15 protein-coding genes are annotated in these 15,171 nt (G+C 68.7%); 3 read left to right on the forward strand and 12 right to left on the reverse strand.

What is annotated here, in order from left to right; all coding sequences use genetic code 11:
* The first annotated feature begins 18 nt into the window (after window positions 1-18).
* Together ACE11G_RS03170 and ACE11G_RS03175 are read left to right on the forward strand one after the other, a co-directional pair.
* Window positions 19-801 carry an SDR family oxidoreductase gene (locus ACE11G_RS03170; RefSeq protein WP_062366001.1) on the forward strand — a complete coding sequence of 261 codons (783 nt, stop codon included), beginning with the start codon at window positions 19-21 and terminating at the stop codon, window positions 799-801.
* Window positions 794-1,930: a sulfotransferase gene (locus tag ACE11G_RS03175; RefSeq protein ID WP_062365998.1), complete on the forward strand. Its 1,137-nt coding sequence runs from the start codon at window positions 794-796 to the stop codon at window positions 1,928-1,930. Before ACE11G_RS03170 ends, ACE11G_RS03175 begins: the two co-directional genes overlap by 8 nt.
* A gap of 45 nt (window positions 1,931-1,975) precedes the next feature.
* Here the strand turns inward: ACE11G_RS03175 and ACE11G_RS03180 are convergent, their stop codons facing one another.
* Complete coding sequence (locus tag ACE11G_RS03180) at window positions 1,976-3,460, reverse strand: DUF222 domain-containing protein (protein WP_375003653.1); 1,485 nt, start codon at window positions 3,458-3,460, stop codon at window positions 1,976-1,978.
* Window positions 3,461-3,546: 86 nt separating this feature from the next.
* Window positions 3,547-4,416, reverse strand: coding sequence for an alpha/beta fold hydrolase (locus ACE11G_RS03185; protein WP_006897253.1), 870 nt, complete (start codon window positions 4,414-4,416; stop codon window positions 3,547-3,549).
* A gap of 175 nt (window positions 4,417-4,591) precedes the next feature.
* On the opposite strand from ACE11G_RS03185, the gene ACE11G_RS03190 reads away from it, so the two are divergent.
* On the forward strand, window positions 4,592-5,818 hold the full coding sequence (locus ACE11G_RS03190; RefSeq protein ID WP_375003655.1) for an Nramp family divalent metal transporter: 1,227 nt from the start codon (window positions 4,592-4,594) through the stop codon (window positions 5,816-5,818).
* Between the two features lie 669 nt (window positions 5,819-6,487).
* On the opposite strand, the gene ACE11G_RS03195 is transcribed toward ACE11G_RS03190, so the two are convergent.
* The 10 genes from ACE11G_RS03195 to ACE11G_RS03240 form a co-directional block, all read right to left on the reverse strand.
* Entirely contained in the window at window positions 6,488-7,645 is a 1,158-nt protein-coding gene (locus ACE11G_RS03195; RefSeq protein WP_006896665.1) for an IS30 family transposase, read from the reverse strand.
* Window positions 7,646-7,946: 301 nt separating this feature from the next.
* A complete protein-coding gene (locus ACE11G_RS03200; RefSeq protein ID WP_375003657.1) occupies window positions 7,947-9,062 on the reverse strand; it encodes an acyl-CoA dehydrogenase family protein in 1,116 nt (371 codons plus the stop codon).
* Window positions 9,059-10,024, reverse strand: coding sequence for an acyl-CoA dehydrogenase family protein (locus ACE11G_RS03205; RefSeq protein ID WP_375003659.1), 966 nt, complete (start codon window positions 10,022-10,024; stop codon window positions 9,059-9,061). The genes ACE11G_RS03200 and ACE11G_RS03205 overlap by 4 nt, the downstream gene beginning before the upstream one ends.
* 3 nt (window positions 10,025-10,027) lie before the next feature.
* Window positions 10,028-11,230 (reverse strand): acyl-CoA dehydrogenase family protein, encoded by a 1,203-nt coding sequence (locus tag ACE11G_RS03210; protein WP_006895764.1) that lies wholly within the window; start codon window positions 11,228-11,230, stop codon window positions 10,028-10,030.
* On the reverse strand, window positions 11,230-12,141 hold the full coding sequence (locus ACE11G_RS03215) for an enoyl-CoA hydratase (protein ID WP_062365988.1): 912 nt from the start codon (window positions 12,139-12,141) through the stop codon (window positions 11,230-11,232). Before ACE11G_RS03215 ends, ACE11G_RS03210 begins: the two co-directional genes overlap by 1 nt.
* A gap of 59 nt (window positions 12,142-12,200) precedes the next feature.
* Window positions 12,201-12,650 (reverse strand): hypothetical protein, encoded by a 450-nt coding sequence (locus ACE11G_RS03220; protein ID WP_062365986.1) that lies wholly within the window; start codon window positions 12,648-12,650, stop codon window positions 12,201-12,203.
* Window positions 12,647-13,240, reverse strand: coding sequence for a metalloregulator ArsR/SmtB family transcription factor (locus tag ACE11G_RS03225; RefSeq protein WP_062365984.1), 594 nt, complete (start codon window positions 13,238-13,240; stop codon window positions 12,647-12,649). Before ACE11G_RS03225 ends, ACE11G_RS03220 begins: the two co-directional genes overlap by 4 nt.
* 5 nt (window positions 13,241-13,245) lie before the next feature.
* Window positions 13,246-13,596 (reverse strand): ferredoxin, encoded by a 351-nt coding sequence (fdxA, locus tag ACE11G_RS03230; RefSeq protein WP_006895755.1) that lies wholly within the window; start codon window positions 13,594-13,596, stop codon window positions 13,246-13,248.
* Between the two features lie 4 nt (window positions 13,597-13,600).
* Entirely contained in the window at window positions 13,601-14,200 is a 600-nt protein-coding gene (locus tag ACE11G_RS03235) for a DUF2249 domain-containing protein (protein WP_006895753.1), read from the reverse strand.
* 77 nt (window positions 14,201-14,277) lie between these two features.
* Window positions 14,278-15,159 (reverse strand): IclR family transcriptional regulator, encoded by an 882-nt coding sequence (locus ACE11G_RS03240; RefSeq protein WP_006895751.1) that lies wholly within the window; start codon window positions 15,157-15,159, stop codon window positions 14,278-14,280.
* Window positions 15,160-15,171 lie beyond the last annotated feature (12 nt).

Here is a 15,171-nt window from a genome sequence, read left to right on the forward strand (position 1 = left end):
GGATAGACAGGACGGGTAATGGCAGGTCTTCTCGACGGAAAGATCGTCGTCGTCTCCGGAGTGGGTCCGGCGCTGGGCCGTGCGGTGTGCGTGCGTTCCGCGGCCCAGGGGGCTCGCGTGGTGCTCGCGGCACGGACCGAGTCGCGGCTCGCGGAGATCGCGGCCGAGATCCGGCAGGCGGGCGGCGAGGCGCTGACCGTCCCCACCGACATCACCGACGATTCCGCGGTGGCGAACCTCGTCGATCGCACCGTGGCCGAGTTCGGCGGGGTCGACGTCCTGGTCAACAACGCCTTTGCGGTCCCGTCGATGAAGCCGCTGGGCCGCACCGACTTCGACCAGATCACTTCCGGTCTCGACCTCACCGTGCTCGGCACACTTCGAGTCATCAAGGCGTTCACGCCCGCGTTGAGCGAGGCGAACGGGTCGATCGTGAACGTCAACTCCATGGTGATCCGGCATTCGGAGCCGCGTTACGGCAGCTACAAGATCGCTAAGTCGGCGCTGCTGTCGATGTCGCAGACACTGGCCACCGAGCTCGGCGGCGAGGGGATTCGGGTCAACAGCGTCGCGCCCGGATACATCTGGGACGACCAGCTGAAGTGGTACTTCGGCGAGGTCGCGAAGAAATACGGGATCACCCCGGAGCAGGTCTACGAGCAGACCGCGTCGCGCAGCGATCTGAAACGGCTGCCGGAGCCGGCGGAGATCGCAGACGCGGTGCTGTTCCTCGCCTCCGACCTCGCGCGGGCGATCACCGGACACACTCTCGACGTGAACTGCGGTGAATACCATGACTGAGTCCCGAACCACTGTCGGCACGGTCGACGAACTGCACGAGGCGGCGATCCGCGCCGTCGGCCTCGACGACTTCGGCGACACGGACTACCTCGAAGGTCTCGAGGTGCTGCTGTCGTCGTACGCGCAGTCCGCCGATCTGGAACCGTTGGGCAGCAAGATGTTCCGCTACTTCCTCAAGGGCGCGCTGATCGCACGGCTGCTCAGCGAGGCGGGGTGGAAGAACAACCCGGATTACGTGCGGGTGCCGGTGGAACGGCCGGTGTTCGTCACCGGACTGCCGCGGACCGGCACCACCGCGTTGCACAGGCTGCTGGCCGCCGACCCCGCCCATCAGGGGCTGGAGATGTGGCTGACGGAGTTCCCGCAGCCGCGGCCTCCGCGCGAGACATGGGACGCGAACCCGGTCTTTCAGCGGATAGACGCCGGGTTGTCGCAGCATCACGTGGAGAACCCGGAGTTCATGGGGCTGCACTACATGGGCGCGGCCGAGGTGGAGGAGTGCTGGCAACTGCTGCGGCAGTCGCTGATGTCGATCTCGTACGAATCGCTCGCGCACATTCCCGAGTACTCGGAGTGGCTCGCGCAGCAGGATTGGACGCCCGCCTACGAGCGCCACCGGCGCAATCTCCAGCTCATCGGCGGCAACGACGTCGATCGGCGCTGGGTGCTGAAGAACCCGAGCCATCTCTTCGCGCTCGACGCGATCATGGAGGTGTATCCCGACGCTGTCATCGTGCAGACACATCGCGCGCCGGAGACGATCATCGGATCCATGTGCAGCCTCGCCGAGCAGGCGACGGCGGGCTACTCGCGTGCGTTCACCAGGGACCGGATCGGGCAGACGCAACTCGATCTGTGGTCGCGCGGTCTGCACGCGTTCTCTCGGGCGCGCGAGAAGTACGACCCGGCGCAGTTCGTCGACGTCGACTTCACCGATCTGAGGGCGGACCCGTTCGGAACCGTGGAGCGCGTGTACGACGCGATCGGTGCCGAGTTCACCGACGCCGCCAAAGGGGCGATGACCGCGCTCGACGAGGATTCCAAGTCGGGCGACCGCCGGCCGCAGCACAAGTACGCGCTCGCGGACTACGGGCTCACCGCAGATCAGGTGCGCAAGGCGTTCGCGTAGGAGCGGTCCACGCTCAGATCCTCGGGGCGCGCGGTGCTCCGCCGGTCAGGCGGCGATGAGGCGGGCGAGGTAGGCCTCGCCGCGGGAGTCGCCCGGTGCGGGCGGGGCGTGCGGACCCTGATCGGGCAGGAGTTCGGCGTGGTGGATCTGGTTGACCCTCCACCCTTTCCGAGGGTACCGAGCAGCGACGGGTCGCCACGCGATGCGCCCGGCGTGTGGACCGTCGATGAGAAGCATCGTCTCCCAGTCGCCGAGGGCCTTGCCCACTGAGCGATTGTGACGGCCGCACGCGGCCCCGAGGTGGTCGACATCGGTGGGGCCGCCGTCCGCGTAATCGGGGAAGTGGTGGGCCTGGGTGCGGGAGAACGGGGCTGCGCAGCCGGGGGCGGTGCAGCCGCGGTCGCGGGCGAAGAGCATCAGCCGCTGGGCTTTCGACGCGAGGCGTCGTCCCCGACCCAGGTAGAGGGCCTGGCCGGTGTGGTGAGAGAACACCGCCAAATGCGGAGTCGCGTCGGCAGCGACTTCGATCAACTCAGCGACGGGCAGCCGAGTACCCGTCGCGGTCAAGGCGACACCCGCGTGCTCGCGCAGTTCTTTGTCTGTGACGGTGACGACGATCTGCGACGACAGCCGGCCGTTCCCGGTGGTTGCGGCGGTCAGTGCGCGTTCGGCGTCGAGCAGCGCGACGAGGGCGTCGTGGCCGCGTTGTCCGGCGGTGCGGTCGTCGCGCTCGGCCGCAGCGGCGACCGCGGCGGGGTCGGCGACTTCGCACGCCCCGCGTGGAGACTCCGGATCTGCCGGGTTGTTCATGCCGGGTGCGGCCCACGAACCCAACAGGAGTTCGAAGCGGGCCCGCAGCGCCGGGGTCAGGGACGCAGTCACTTTGCTCATCAGCCGCCGGTCCTGCGGCATCAAGGCGAACTTGCGGTCCCGCTCGTCGGTCAGTGATCCGTCGGGGTCCAGGTGCGCTAGCAGCCGGATCCCGGCGGCTCGGACGCCGTCCGGGGTCAGCTCCCGCGCCACAGCAGCCAACTGGGCCTCGGCCTGTTCACGCGTCAGTGGGTCGACGGCGGCCGGGATTCTGTCCATGATCGCATCGATCTCCCGGACGTGGGCCGCACCGATGACCCCGTCGGTGACCGCATCGGCGGTGGCCAGGCGCGCCGGTGGGAGGGTTTGGCCCTGTAGTCCGGTGAAGCGGCCGATCGCGGCAACGCTGGTCCGTCGGCGGCGGGCCTCACCGTCGCCCAGACGCAGTCCCGAGGACAGGTACTGATGCAGTGACAGGTAGCCGTCCTTGCGGTAGGCGCCGCGGTCGGAGACCTCCACCAGCAGCGCGGCGTCGACGGCGTCGAGCCGGCGGTGCACTCGCTCGAGAACCTCGGCGATCTCGAGGAGCTGTTCCTCGGTGGCGGCGGTGAACCGGGCAGCGGCGAGTGCAACCGTCGCCCCCTCGATCATGGCGACCAGGGTGGCCGGATCTGTTGGCAGCGCCGTTGACGGCTCGGCTTCCGTCTGATCTGCATCCATCCGACTCACCCCCTATCCGTGTCGTCGATCACTCACTATCCGATTGTATGTACGAAGTCTATCGCGGGGGTACGACAAGGCCTGGGTTACAAACCGCTACGGTCCAGGAATCCCTCGATCGCCGCGGCGAAGACCTCGTTGTCGTCTCCGGCAACCATGTGGCCTGCGCCGCTGACGTCGGCGGTCTCCGCGTGGGGGATCAATGCGCGCATGTGCTGCACGCCGGCGTCGCTCACAACATCCGACTTCCCGCCGCGGACGATGAGCGTCGGAACGGTGACGTTCCGGGCGGCCTCGGCCAGGCGTTCGGGATCGGTGTGCCGGCGCGGTTCGTCGCCGTCGCCCGACCGGATGAACTGCGGGTCCCAGTGCCAGTACCAGCGTCCGTCGTCGCGGCGTCGCACGTTCTTGCGCAGTCCGTCCAGGGTCGCCGGACGTGTTCGTGCCGGGTTGTACGCCGCCACCGCGTCGGCCACCTCCTCCAGGCTCGCGAATCCGTCGACGTGATCGGTCATGAACGCCTTGATGCGGTCGATGCCCGTCTGCTCCACGTTCACCACGATGTCCACCAGCACGAGCGCCGCCGCGGCCGACTGGTCCTCGCCCGCGGTGCAGAGGCCGGTGATGCCGCCGAGTGACGCACCGACGATCACGGGGGCGCCAGACAGTGTCGGCAACACGCCGCGCAGGTCGGAGACGAACGCCTCCAACCCGTAGTCGTGGTCGCGCGCCCAGTCGCTGTCGCCGTGTCCGCGCAGATCGATGGTGTAGACATCGCGTCCGCGCGAGACCAGGGCGGAGGCGGTGCGGTCCCACGAATGGCGGGTCTGCCCTCCGCCGTGCAGCAGCAGCGCGGGAGCGGCCGCGGGGCCGGAACCGTTCGCGCGCCAGCGGTCGCCGCGCAGTGTGAGGTCGCCGACTTCGACAGCGAAGGACTGCGGGACTGTGACGGTCATGATGGCGGCCTTCCGATGCGACGATTTCCTCTCTTGTGGGTACTACATATCGGAGTCGTCCGCGTGGGTGGGGTGTCGTGCGCGCCGGAATCGAGCAGGTGTCGACGCCAGTGGTGAGCATCCGCACATTAGAGTTCGGTTGACCGAATTATTTGTGAACGCCTAGCCTCATTACATGCTTCGCACAAGGGGTTCGGGGACTCGTCTGCGCGCCGTGGGCCTGCTGGGACCGGCGTTCGTCGCGGCGATCGCCTACGTCGATCCCGGCAATGTCGCGGCCAACATCACCGCTGGCGCGAAGTACGGGTATCTCCTCGTCTGGGTACTGGTCGTCGCCAACGTGATGGCGGTGATGGTGCAGTATCAGTCGGCCAAACTCGGGGTGGTGACCGGGAAGACGCTGCCCGAGACGTTGGGGCGGCGCCTGTCGCGGCGGTCGCGTCTGCTGTTCTGGGCCCAGGCCGAACTCGTGGCGGGAGCCACCGACATCGCCGAGGTGATCGGCGGTGCGATCGCCCTCAACCTGCTCTTCGGACTGCCGTTGCCGATCGGCGGAGTGATCGTCGGCCTGGTGTCGATGGCGATCCTCTCGATGGCCGATCGACGCCGACAGCGGCGATTCGAAACTGCGATCGTGGCGCTGTTGGCCGTGATCGTCTTCGGTTTCCTGGCCGGACTGCTCGTGAATCCGCCCGACGCCGGCGGGATCATCAACGGCATGGTTCCCCGGCTCGACGGCGCCGAGACTGTGCTGCTCGCGGCATCGATGCTGGGGGCGACGGTGATGCCCCACGCGATCTATCTGCATTCGTCCCTGGTGATCGACCGGCACGGTCAGCCGATCGGCGCCGGCCGCACGCGCAGGCTGCTCGCGGTCACGCGGATCGACGTCGTCATCGCGCTCGTGATCGCGGGCACTGTGAACATCGCGCTCCTGGTCCTCGCTGCGTCGAGTCTGTATGGACGCGAGGGCACCGACAGCATCGAGGGGGCGCACGATGCGGTGCGCGATGCGCTCGGGCCGGTGGTGGCGGCGGTGTTCGCCGTCGGTCTGCTCGCGTCCGGTATCGCTTCGACGTCAGTCGGCGCGTACGCCGGTGGCGCGATCATGGGAGGGCTGCTCAAGCGGCGGATTCCGATTCTCGTACGCCGCGCGGTTACGCTGATCCCGGCGGTCGTCGTCCTGGCGCTGGGTGTGAATCCGACGATGGCGCTGGTCATCTCGCAGGTGGTGCTCAGCTTCGGGATCCCGTTCGCAATCGTTCCCCTGCGTCGCTACACCGCGGACCGGGCCTTGATGGGCGAGTTCGCCGACGGCCGCCCGTTGCGCTGGGCCTCCGCTGTCGCCGCAGTCGCCATCGTCGTGCTCAACGTGGTGCTGATCGGTCTGACGTTCGTGTAGGTGCGCTGTCTGGGCGGGTCTGCGCGCGGTGGTTGGGGACGCTCGCCGTCGTCCCCAGGCCTATGAGTAGGCGTGTGAGCGTAGCGAGCGCGTCGTATCGAGACATGGTGTGTAGCGGGTTGGTTTCGACTCGCTTCGCTCGCTCAACGAGCCTGGGGGCTCGCTCAACCTGCCTGAGAGGGGCGCTCGCCGTCGTTCCGAGGTTTGTCGAGTGGGCGTGTGAGCGTAGCGAGCGCGTCGTATCGAGACATGGTGTGTAGCGGGTTGGTTTCGACTCGCTTCGCTCGCTCAACGAGCCTGGGGGGGCTCGCTCAACCGGCCTGGAGGGGGCGCTCGCCGTCGTTCCGAGGTTTGTCGAGTAGGCGTGTGAGCGTAGCGAGTGCGGCGTGTCGAGACATGGTGTGTGCGGGTTGGTTTCGACTCGCTTCGCTCGCTCAACCGGCCTGGAGGGGGCGCTCGTCGTCGTTCCGAGGTTCGTCGAGTAGGCGTGTGAGCGTAGCGAGTGCGGCGTATCGAGACATGGTGTGTGCGGTTGGTTTCGTCTCGCTTCGCTCGCTCAACGAGCCTGGGGGGTCGCTCAACGAGCCTGAGAGGGACGTTCGCCGTCGTTCCGAGGTTTGTCGAGTAGGCGTGTGAGCGTAGCGAGTGCGGCGTATCGAGACGGCGGATTCAAGCGGTGGGCGCAAGAAGCTCTGCGAGCTTCTCTGATGGTGTCAGATAGCCCAGAGTCTTGCGCGGTCGGCTGTTGAGGCTGTCCTGGATCGCGTCCAACTCCTCGCGGGTGACGGCGCTCAGGTCGGTGCCCTTGGGCAGGTACTGACGCAACAGGCCGTTGGTGTTCTCGTTGCTCCCGCGCTGCCAGGGCGAGTGGGGATCGCAGAAGTAGATCGGGATACCCGTGGCAGTGGTGAACGCCGCGTGCTGCGACATCTCCGCGCCCTGGTCCCAGGTGATCGTTCTGGCCAACGAGGACGGTAGTTTGCTGATCGCGGCGCGCATCGCTGCCTCGACCTGCTCGGCTGTCTTGCCATCTGGGAGGTGCAACAGCAGCGTCATCCGCGTCGATCGCTCGACGAGCGTCCCGACCGCGCTGCGGCTGCCCTCGCCAAGGATGAGGTCGCCTTCCCAGTGTCCGGGCACGGCGCGGTCGTCGGCTTCTGCGGGGCGTTCGCTGAGCATCACCATGCCGGGGATCCGGCCGCGGCCGTCAGTGGTGCCGCGGGGCTTTCGGGCCGCTCTTCCGGACCGTAGACACCGCGCCAACTCGCGGCGCAACTCGCCTCGGCCCTGGACAAACAGGGACTGGTAGATCGTCTCGTGGCTCACGCGCATCTCCGGATCATCGGCGTGATCCAACCGTAGGCGCGCCGCGATCTCCTCGGGGGACCACAACTGCTCCAGCCGGCTGGAGACCTCCTCGAGCAACCGGCCTGACGCGAGCTTGAAAGACTTCGGCCGACGAGCTTGATCGCGAGCGCGTTCGTGCGCATGCCATGCCGAGTAGCCGCAGCGACCACCGCCGCGCTTCACCTCGCGGCTGATGGTCGACACCGCGCGCCCCAGGTGCTCGGCGATCGCGGTGAAGGTGTCGCCACGATTGATCCCCACCAGGATCTGCTCGCGCTCGTCAATCGTCAGGCAGCCCTGGCGTGGCTCCCAGCCGAACGGCTTGGCGTCGGCGTGCCTGCCGGTGCGGGCCATGATCCCGACCATCGGCGCGCTGCAGCCGATCTCCTTGGCGATGTCGACCAGCCGCCAACCCCTCGCATGCAGCCTGAGTGCCAGCCGCTTCTGCTCCCGACTGAGATGACCGTGCTTGCCCTGCATCCGGATCCTCCTGTGATCAGTGACTGCCTCATCTCACAGGACTCGTTGCACTGACCGCTTGAATCCGCCGACATGGTGTGTGCGGTTGGTTTCGTCTCGCTTCGCTCGCTCAACGAGCCTGGGGGGTCGCTCAACGAGCCTGAGAGGGGCGCTCGTCGTCGTTCCGAGGTTTGTCGAGTAGGCGTGTGAGCGTAGCGAGCGCGGCGTGTCGAGACATGGTGTGTGCGGGTTGGTTTCGACTCGCTTCGCTCGCTCAACCAGCCGGGGGAGGGCTCGCTCAACCGGCCTGGGGAGGACTGCCTCAACCTGCCTGGGGAGGCTCGCTCAGACTCACCCGGGCCAGCGCGTGATGCGGCTGGCCGAACAGCTGGGCGTCGGCCTGGGCACGTTTGAAGAACATGCCGATGTCGTGTTCCCAGGTGATGCCGATGCCGCCGTGCAACTGGACGGCGGAGCCGGTGACCGACATGTAACCCTCCGAGCAGTAGACGTGAGCGGCGGCGGCGAGTTCGGCCGCGTCGTCGCGGCCCTGGACGAGCGCATCGATCGCCGCGGCGGACATCGACCGCATCGCCTCCACCTTCACGTACATGTCGGCCATCGCGTGCTTGAGCGCCTGGAACGAGGCGAGCGCCCGCCCGAACTGCTTGCGCGAGGTGGTGTGCTCCACCGTCAGTTCGAGGGCCCGGGCGGCGCCGCCAACCTGCTCGGCCGACAACATCGCCCAAGCCAGGGTGCGGATACGCTCGGCGACGTCCGGTGGCGACGCGAGGGTCGTCGACGACACCTCGTCGAAACTGACGCGAGCCAGCGGTCGCGTGGGATCGAGCAGCGGCAGCGGGGTGACGGTGACGCCCTCGGCATTCGCGTCCACCTCGTGCAGCGTCTGAGCAGCCCCGGCGTCGCCCGGCCGACCGGCCACCACCAGGAAGACATCGGCCGACTCGCCGTCGATCACGTATCCGGCGGTCCCACTGAGCAGGCCCGCCTCGGCGACCACACCGGGCGTCGACCACCCTGCGGCGTCGGCCCAGCACAGGGCGCCGATGCGTTCGCCCGAAGCCAATCCAGGCAGCAGCCGGGCGGCTGCGTCGTCGTCGCCGGAGGCGAGGACGGCACCCGCGGCCAGAACCGCGGACGAGAACACGGGCACCGGAGCGAGTGCGGCGCCCACCTCCTCGACGGCCAAGGCGGTCTCGGTGAGGGCGGCGCCGGCACCGTCGTACTGCTCGGGGACGGCGAGGGCCGCGACTCCCACCTCGGTGCAGAGTGTCTCCCACACGGCGCGGTCCATGCGGCCCTGCGTGCGGATGGCGGCGCGGACCGAGGCGGAATCGGATCGGCGGCGCAGCACGTCGCGGATCGACTCGGCCAAGGCTGCGCGGTCTTCGGCGCTGATGCTCTCGTGAGTGCTCACAGGGTCTCCAGGATCAGGGCGCGGTGCTCGGCGGGAGTGCCCCACGCCGACACGAGCGCACGGGTCTTGGTCAGGTACAGCGAGAGATCGTGCTCGGCGGTGTATCCGATGGCGCCGAGCACCTGCAGACTCCGGCGTGAGGCGAGGTACGCCGCATCCGCCGCGGCGACCTTCGCAGCGGAGACGTCGCGCGCCACATCGGTGTCCGCCGGTGCGTTTCCATCGAGACCCACCGCTGCACCGTGGACCAGGGGCCGGGCCATCTCGATGGCGATGGCGACGTCGGCCAGGTGGTGTTTGACGGCCTGGTACGAGCCGATGGCGCGGTTGAACTGTTTGCGCGCCTTGGCGTATTCCGAAGCGATGTCGAGCATCGCACCGCCCAGCCCGATCAGCTGCGCGGCCGTCGCCAGCGCGCCGAGATGCGCGACCGCCCTCTCGTCCGCGGTCCCGAGCTCGGTTCCGGCCTCGACGTCGGCCACTGTCCGGGTCGGATCGACCGACGGGTGTTCGGCGACGACGGTCCCCGAAGAGAGGGCCCCGTCGCGCAGGACGTAGACGTCCGCGTCGACCGGCGCCGCGGCGCGACCGGCGGTGGCCGACGTCGCGATGGTGGCCGGACGGCCGTTCAGCAGCGCCGCCAGCGCATCGGACGCGCCCGCAGCCGCGAGCGCGCAGGGGACGGCGGCGAAGGTCTCGGCGACCGGGCCGGGCAGCGCGAACCGGCCGATCTGCTCTGCGGCGACCACCATCTCGGTGGCACCGGCACCCGAGCCGCCCAGATCGTCGTCGACGAGCAGACCGGTGATTCCGGCCTCGGCGAGCCGGCCGTAGACGGTGAGGGCGGGGGTGCGGTCGCCCTCCGACCATGCGCGTGCGACCGCTGCTCCGCCTGCCTTCTCGCCGATGGCGGCGACGGTGGACGCCAGGTCGGTGTGGATGTCGTTGAGGAGGAAGTCCATGGTCTATCGGTCTCCGCGGGGCAGGCCGAGGAGTCGCTCGGCGATCACGTTTCGCTGGATCTCGTTGGTGCCGGCGTAAATCGGTCCCGACAGCGAGAAGAGGTAGCCGTCCATCCAGGGGTCGGCGAGTTCGGCGTCGGCGCCCTGCAGGTCGAGTGCGGTCTCGTGGGCGGCGATGTCCCACTGCGACCAGAACACCTTGTTGATCGACGACTCCATGCCGAGCTGTCCGCCTGCCGCCAGCCGGCTGACCGTCTGATACGTCGACAGTTCGTAGGCGCGTGCACCGATCCAGGCGTCGGCGACGCCCTTGTCGGTGGCGGCGGTCGACGGTGCGTCGGCGCCGCGTTCCTTCCACAGTCTCACCAGACGATCGGTGGCAGCGAGGAATCGGCCCGGCGACCGCAACGACAGTCCGCGTTCGTTGGCCGCGGTGCTCATCGCGACCTTCCACCCGTTGTTCACCTGGCCGATGACGCCCGAGTGGGCTGGGTCGTCGGGGTCGTCGGGCACGAAGACGTTCTCCAGGAAGAGTTCGGCGAACCCCGCCTCACCGTCGAGCTGAGCGATCGGGCGCACGGTCACGCCCTCGCTGCGCAGGTCGAACATGAAGTACGTGATGTTCCTGTGCCGGCCCGATTTCGCCCCGCTCGCTTCGCTCCCGGCGGCGGGCGCCTCCGGGTCGGTGCGGAACAATCCGAACCCCCAGTCGGCGAAACTCGACCGGGAGCTCCAGGTCTTCTGCCCGTTCAGCAGCCAGCCGCCGTCGGTGCGGGTGGCGGTGGACCGCAGCGACGCGAGGTCGGACCCGGCCTCCGGCTCACTCCATGCCTGCCCCCAGATGTCGTCCGCACGAGCCATGCGCGGCATGATGCGGGCGAGCTGTTCCGGACTCGCGTGCTCGAAGAGGGTCGGGGCGAGCAGGAAGATGCCGTTCTGACTCACACGGCCAGGCGCCCCCGATCGGTAGTACTCCTCTTCGAAGATCAGCCAGTGCAGCAGCGGCTCGTCGCGTCCGCCGAATTCCTCGGGCCAACTGACCACCGACATCCGGTCGGCCGCCATCTCGGCCTCCCACGCGCGGTGCGCTTCGAAACCTTCGGCGGTGTCCATCGAAGGCAGCGGGTCGGCGGGCACGTGCTCGGCCAGCCAGGCGCGGACCTCGGCGCGGAACTTCTGGGCGGCGTCGTCGAACAGCAGGTCCATCAGGCCTCACCCTTCTGCGCGGCGTCGCGCATGCTGCGCGCGTCCATGCCGCCGAGCGAGTCCCCCGAATCGGCGTCGTTGGCCGCATGCGCGAAGTGATGCCAGCCGAACACCGAGTCCATGGCATTGCGCATCCCCATCTGGTCTTCGCAGATGTTGACGGCCTTCTTGCTCAGGAACAGTCCCTGCATCGGCATCTCGGTCATCTGCGCGCAGAGCTCGTCGACCTTGGCGCTCAGACCCTCGCGCGGAACGACGTGGTTCACCATTCCCCAGTCCAGCGCCTGTGCTGCGGTGAAGCGCTGGCCGGTGAACAGGATCTCCTTGGCGCGCCGCGCCCCGAGGACGTACGCGTGCGCGAAGTACTCGACGCCGGGAATGCCCATCCGGGCGACGGGGTCGGAGAAGAAGGCGTCGTCGGAGGCGACGATGAAGTCGGCCGACCACGCGAGCATCAGGCCTCCGGCGATGCACGCGCCGTGCACCTGAGCGATGACGGGCTTCGGGATCTCCCGCCAGCGGCGGCACATCCCCATGTACACCTCGATCTCGCGGGCCAGTCGCTGGTTGCTGTCGAGCGGCTCGCCGTCGCCGCGCGTGTGATCCCAGTGCAGCGTCGCCACATTGGGATAGAACGTGTCGAAGTCGCGTTCGGGGGTGCCGATGTCGTGGCCCGCGGAGAAGTGCTTTCCGTTGGCGCGCAGCACGATCACCTTGATCTCGGTGTCGTCGACGGCTTTCCGGAACGCCGCGTCCAGCGAGTACGTCATCACCGAGTTCTGCGCGTTGCGGTAATCGGGACGGTTCAGCGTGACATAGGCGACGGCGCCGGCGGTCTCGTATGCGACGGGCGATGTGTCGGTGCCGAGGTCGTCGGGCCCCAACGGGGGAGGGATGACGGCGTTGCTCATACCTACAGACTCTAACCTAGCAAGTGCTTGGTTGGTAGGCCGGGCGCCGGCGCGGGCCGTCAGCGGGAGGCGAGAACCATCCCGATGGGCACGCTCACGATGAGGACCGTCAGGACCGCGAGGTAGGCGTACGCCGCCGGCGCCTTCGACCCCAGAAGGCGCAGGCCGGCCCGCCACGTGGCGGCCAGGACGACGAGCAGCAGGATCGACCCGACGTCGACCACGGCCGGTGTGTCGGTCAGCGAGCCGGCGATCACCAGGGCGTTCGCCGCGATCCACCCCGTCAGCTGTGGTGCGTGGAAGCGCGCGCTCATCGGCTGCGGGGCACGTTGCTGTGCGATGCCGATCGCGATGAGGGCGACGCCGCAGACGAGCACCAGGTAGGCCGCCAGCCAACTGCCCTTCGCCAGATCGAGCGGGCGCGCCACGGCGGCCACCAAGCCGCCGGCGATGACAGCGGCCGACCCCGTCGCAGTGAAGAGGTCGATCTCCACGCTCAACCGGCTCACCGGCGGCCTCCCGCCAGGACCGCCAAGCAGTGGTCGCCGTCGACGAAGGCGTCCAGCCGCTCGAGGCGGAGGTCGGTGTGGTGCCTGCTGAGCACGCCCTGCACGATGCCCCGGTGCACCGAGCAGGTCAGCGCCGGCTGTCGTCGTGCGAGTTCGAGGAACGGGCAGCGGTTCAGGCGGATCCGGTCGCCCGCCGCTTCGGGTGCGAAACCGAGATCGTCGAGTACGGCGAGCAGATCCTCGACCGGTTCGTCGGAACCCGAGCTGCCGGCCGCCCCCCATTCGCGACCGGCGGCCACCGCACGCGCGGGCGCGTCAGGCGTGTCGGCCAGCGTTCGGAGCAGCACCTCGGCCAGGACCCCGTAATTGCGAGGGCCGGACGGGTCCATCGCGGGGCGCGCCCGATAGAGGAGCCGGGGCCGGCCCGGCCCGTCGTGGGCGGCGGTGTCGACGACGATCAGCCCGTCCGCGGTGAGTGCGCGCAGATGAAAGCGGACGGTGGTCTGCGGAATGTCGGTCGCCTCAGCCACTTCGGCGACGGTCATCGGCGCGGCCGCCGCGCGGAGGGTGTCCAGGATCGTGGTGCGCATGGCGGTCAGTGGTCGGTGCCCTGCGGCGGGAGGGAGGCCACCAGCGGTGCGTCGGCCCCGGTGGGCCCGAGCTTCATCGCGCCGCCGGGTGAGCCCAGCGGTGCGTCGCGGCCGGGCAGGGTCTCGACGAAGAAATCCGCGTTGTCGGTGATGTACGGCGTCCATTCGTCGGGGACGTCGTCCTCGTAGAAGATGGCCTCCACCGGGCATACCGGCTCGCAGGCGCCGCAGTCGACGCATTCGTCGGGGTGGATGTAGAGGCTGCGGCCGCCTTCGTAGATGCAGTCGACGGGACATTCCTCCACGCACGCCCGGTCCATCACATCGACGCAGGGGAGCGCGATCACGTAGGCCATGTCGTCACCGCCCGGTGCCGAGCGGCTCGATCGTGAGCGTGGGCTCGCGGTGGGTGTGGACGGTGAGATAGCTGAGTCCGTCGGGACCGGCGGTGAACGATCGCTCCGACCGCCGGGGCAACCAGAGCAGATCGCCCGCGGACACCGCCACATCGCCGGTCTCGGTGCCGACGGTGCCCGACCCCGCGACCACGTGGATCAGGACGTCCACCTCCGCTCCCCGGTGCGTGTCGATACCGCCGCCCGGGGCCAGCCGGATCAGGTTGGAATCGAGCCCGCGGCCGTCGAAGTCGAGTTTCCACGCCACGCCTGCGGCGTCCACCGGTCCATCGGTGAGCTCGGCGGTGTTGCCGAGCAGGCGGGGCGGCGGGGCCGCGGTTGTCTTGCTGATGCGGATGCGGTAGTCGCGCTTCTCGCGCACCAGATAGTCCCAGCCGTATCCGCCGGGCAGTCGCTCGTCGAACTCGTCGTGCAGATGCCGCGGATCGTGGTCGTTGATCAGGATGATCGCCTCGCCGACGTCGAGTGAGTCGAAGATGCCGAAGATCTTGGGGTGGCGCTGGGGCTTGGGGATCTCGCGGACATCCAGGGTGACGTCGGGCATGACCAGTCCTCCTAATAAAAACAATGAAGTCTTGTAAAAAATCTAGCGCGATTCGTGACGTGGGGCAACGCCTGGGTTCAGCGGCGGACGGCGGCGCTCACCGCGTCGGCGGCCGCACGGGTCGCGGCACCGAGCCCTGCGACCTCGTCCGCGGGCATCGTCGAATCGGGGCAGGAGACGATCGCGCCGATCGCGGTTCCGTCGGCGTCGAAGATGGGGGCGCCGACGCTCACCGCACCCACCTCGCCGGTCAATTCCGCGGGCAGGTAATCGATCGCCGACAGTTCCGACACGAGTTCCGACATCCGCGATCGCAACTGGGCGGGCATTTCGTCGAGATTGCCCAGGGTGTCGATGATGGCGCGGTGGTGTCCGGTGATCCGCTCGATCGAATAGCCCCGATCGCGGATCGCGTCGAGGACGGCGGCGAGGCGGGCGCGCTGGTCCGCGGACGCCTCGGCCAGCCAGTCGGTGCGCTCGGGCTCGTCCGACCATGCGATGAACTCGCGGCACAGCGGCGGTCGGAGGTGGACGCGGCGCAACGGCGGCACCCAGGAATCGGGAGCGGTCTGCGGGACGACCTGATCGGCCACGGTCACCAGATCGCCGGTGCGGCGCGCGAGGAACGCCGGCACTCCGGTCTCTTCGACGAGGGTCTGCATCGCGGGGATCGCGCTCGCCGCCACCAGGTCCAGACGTGCGGCGCGCCGGGACACGGTGAGGAACTCGGGGCCGAGTGAGAAGGAGTTGTCCCGCCGCCTGGACAGCCAGCCGAGTTCGCACAGCTGAGTGGCGATCGCGTGTGCGGTCCCGCGGGGGATGCCGGTCACTCGCACGACCTCTGCGAGCGTGAGGGAATCGCCCGCGCGCTCGACGAGGAGCGACATCACGTCCACCACGCGGCGCGTCGGCGGGGACGATTGACGCTCGGGGCGTCCGTCACCTACCGTTGCTGTCATATTGCCAACACT

Source organism: Gordonia sp. PS3 (assembly GCF_041950545.1).
Lineage (GTDB): Bacteria > Actinomycetota > Actinomycetes > Mycobacteriales > Mycobacteriaceae > Gordonia > Gordonia sihwensis.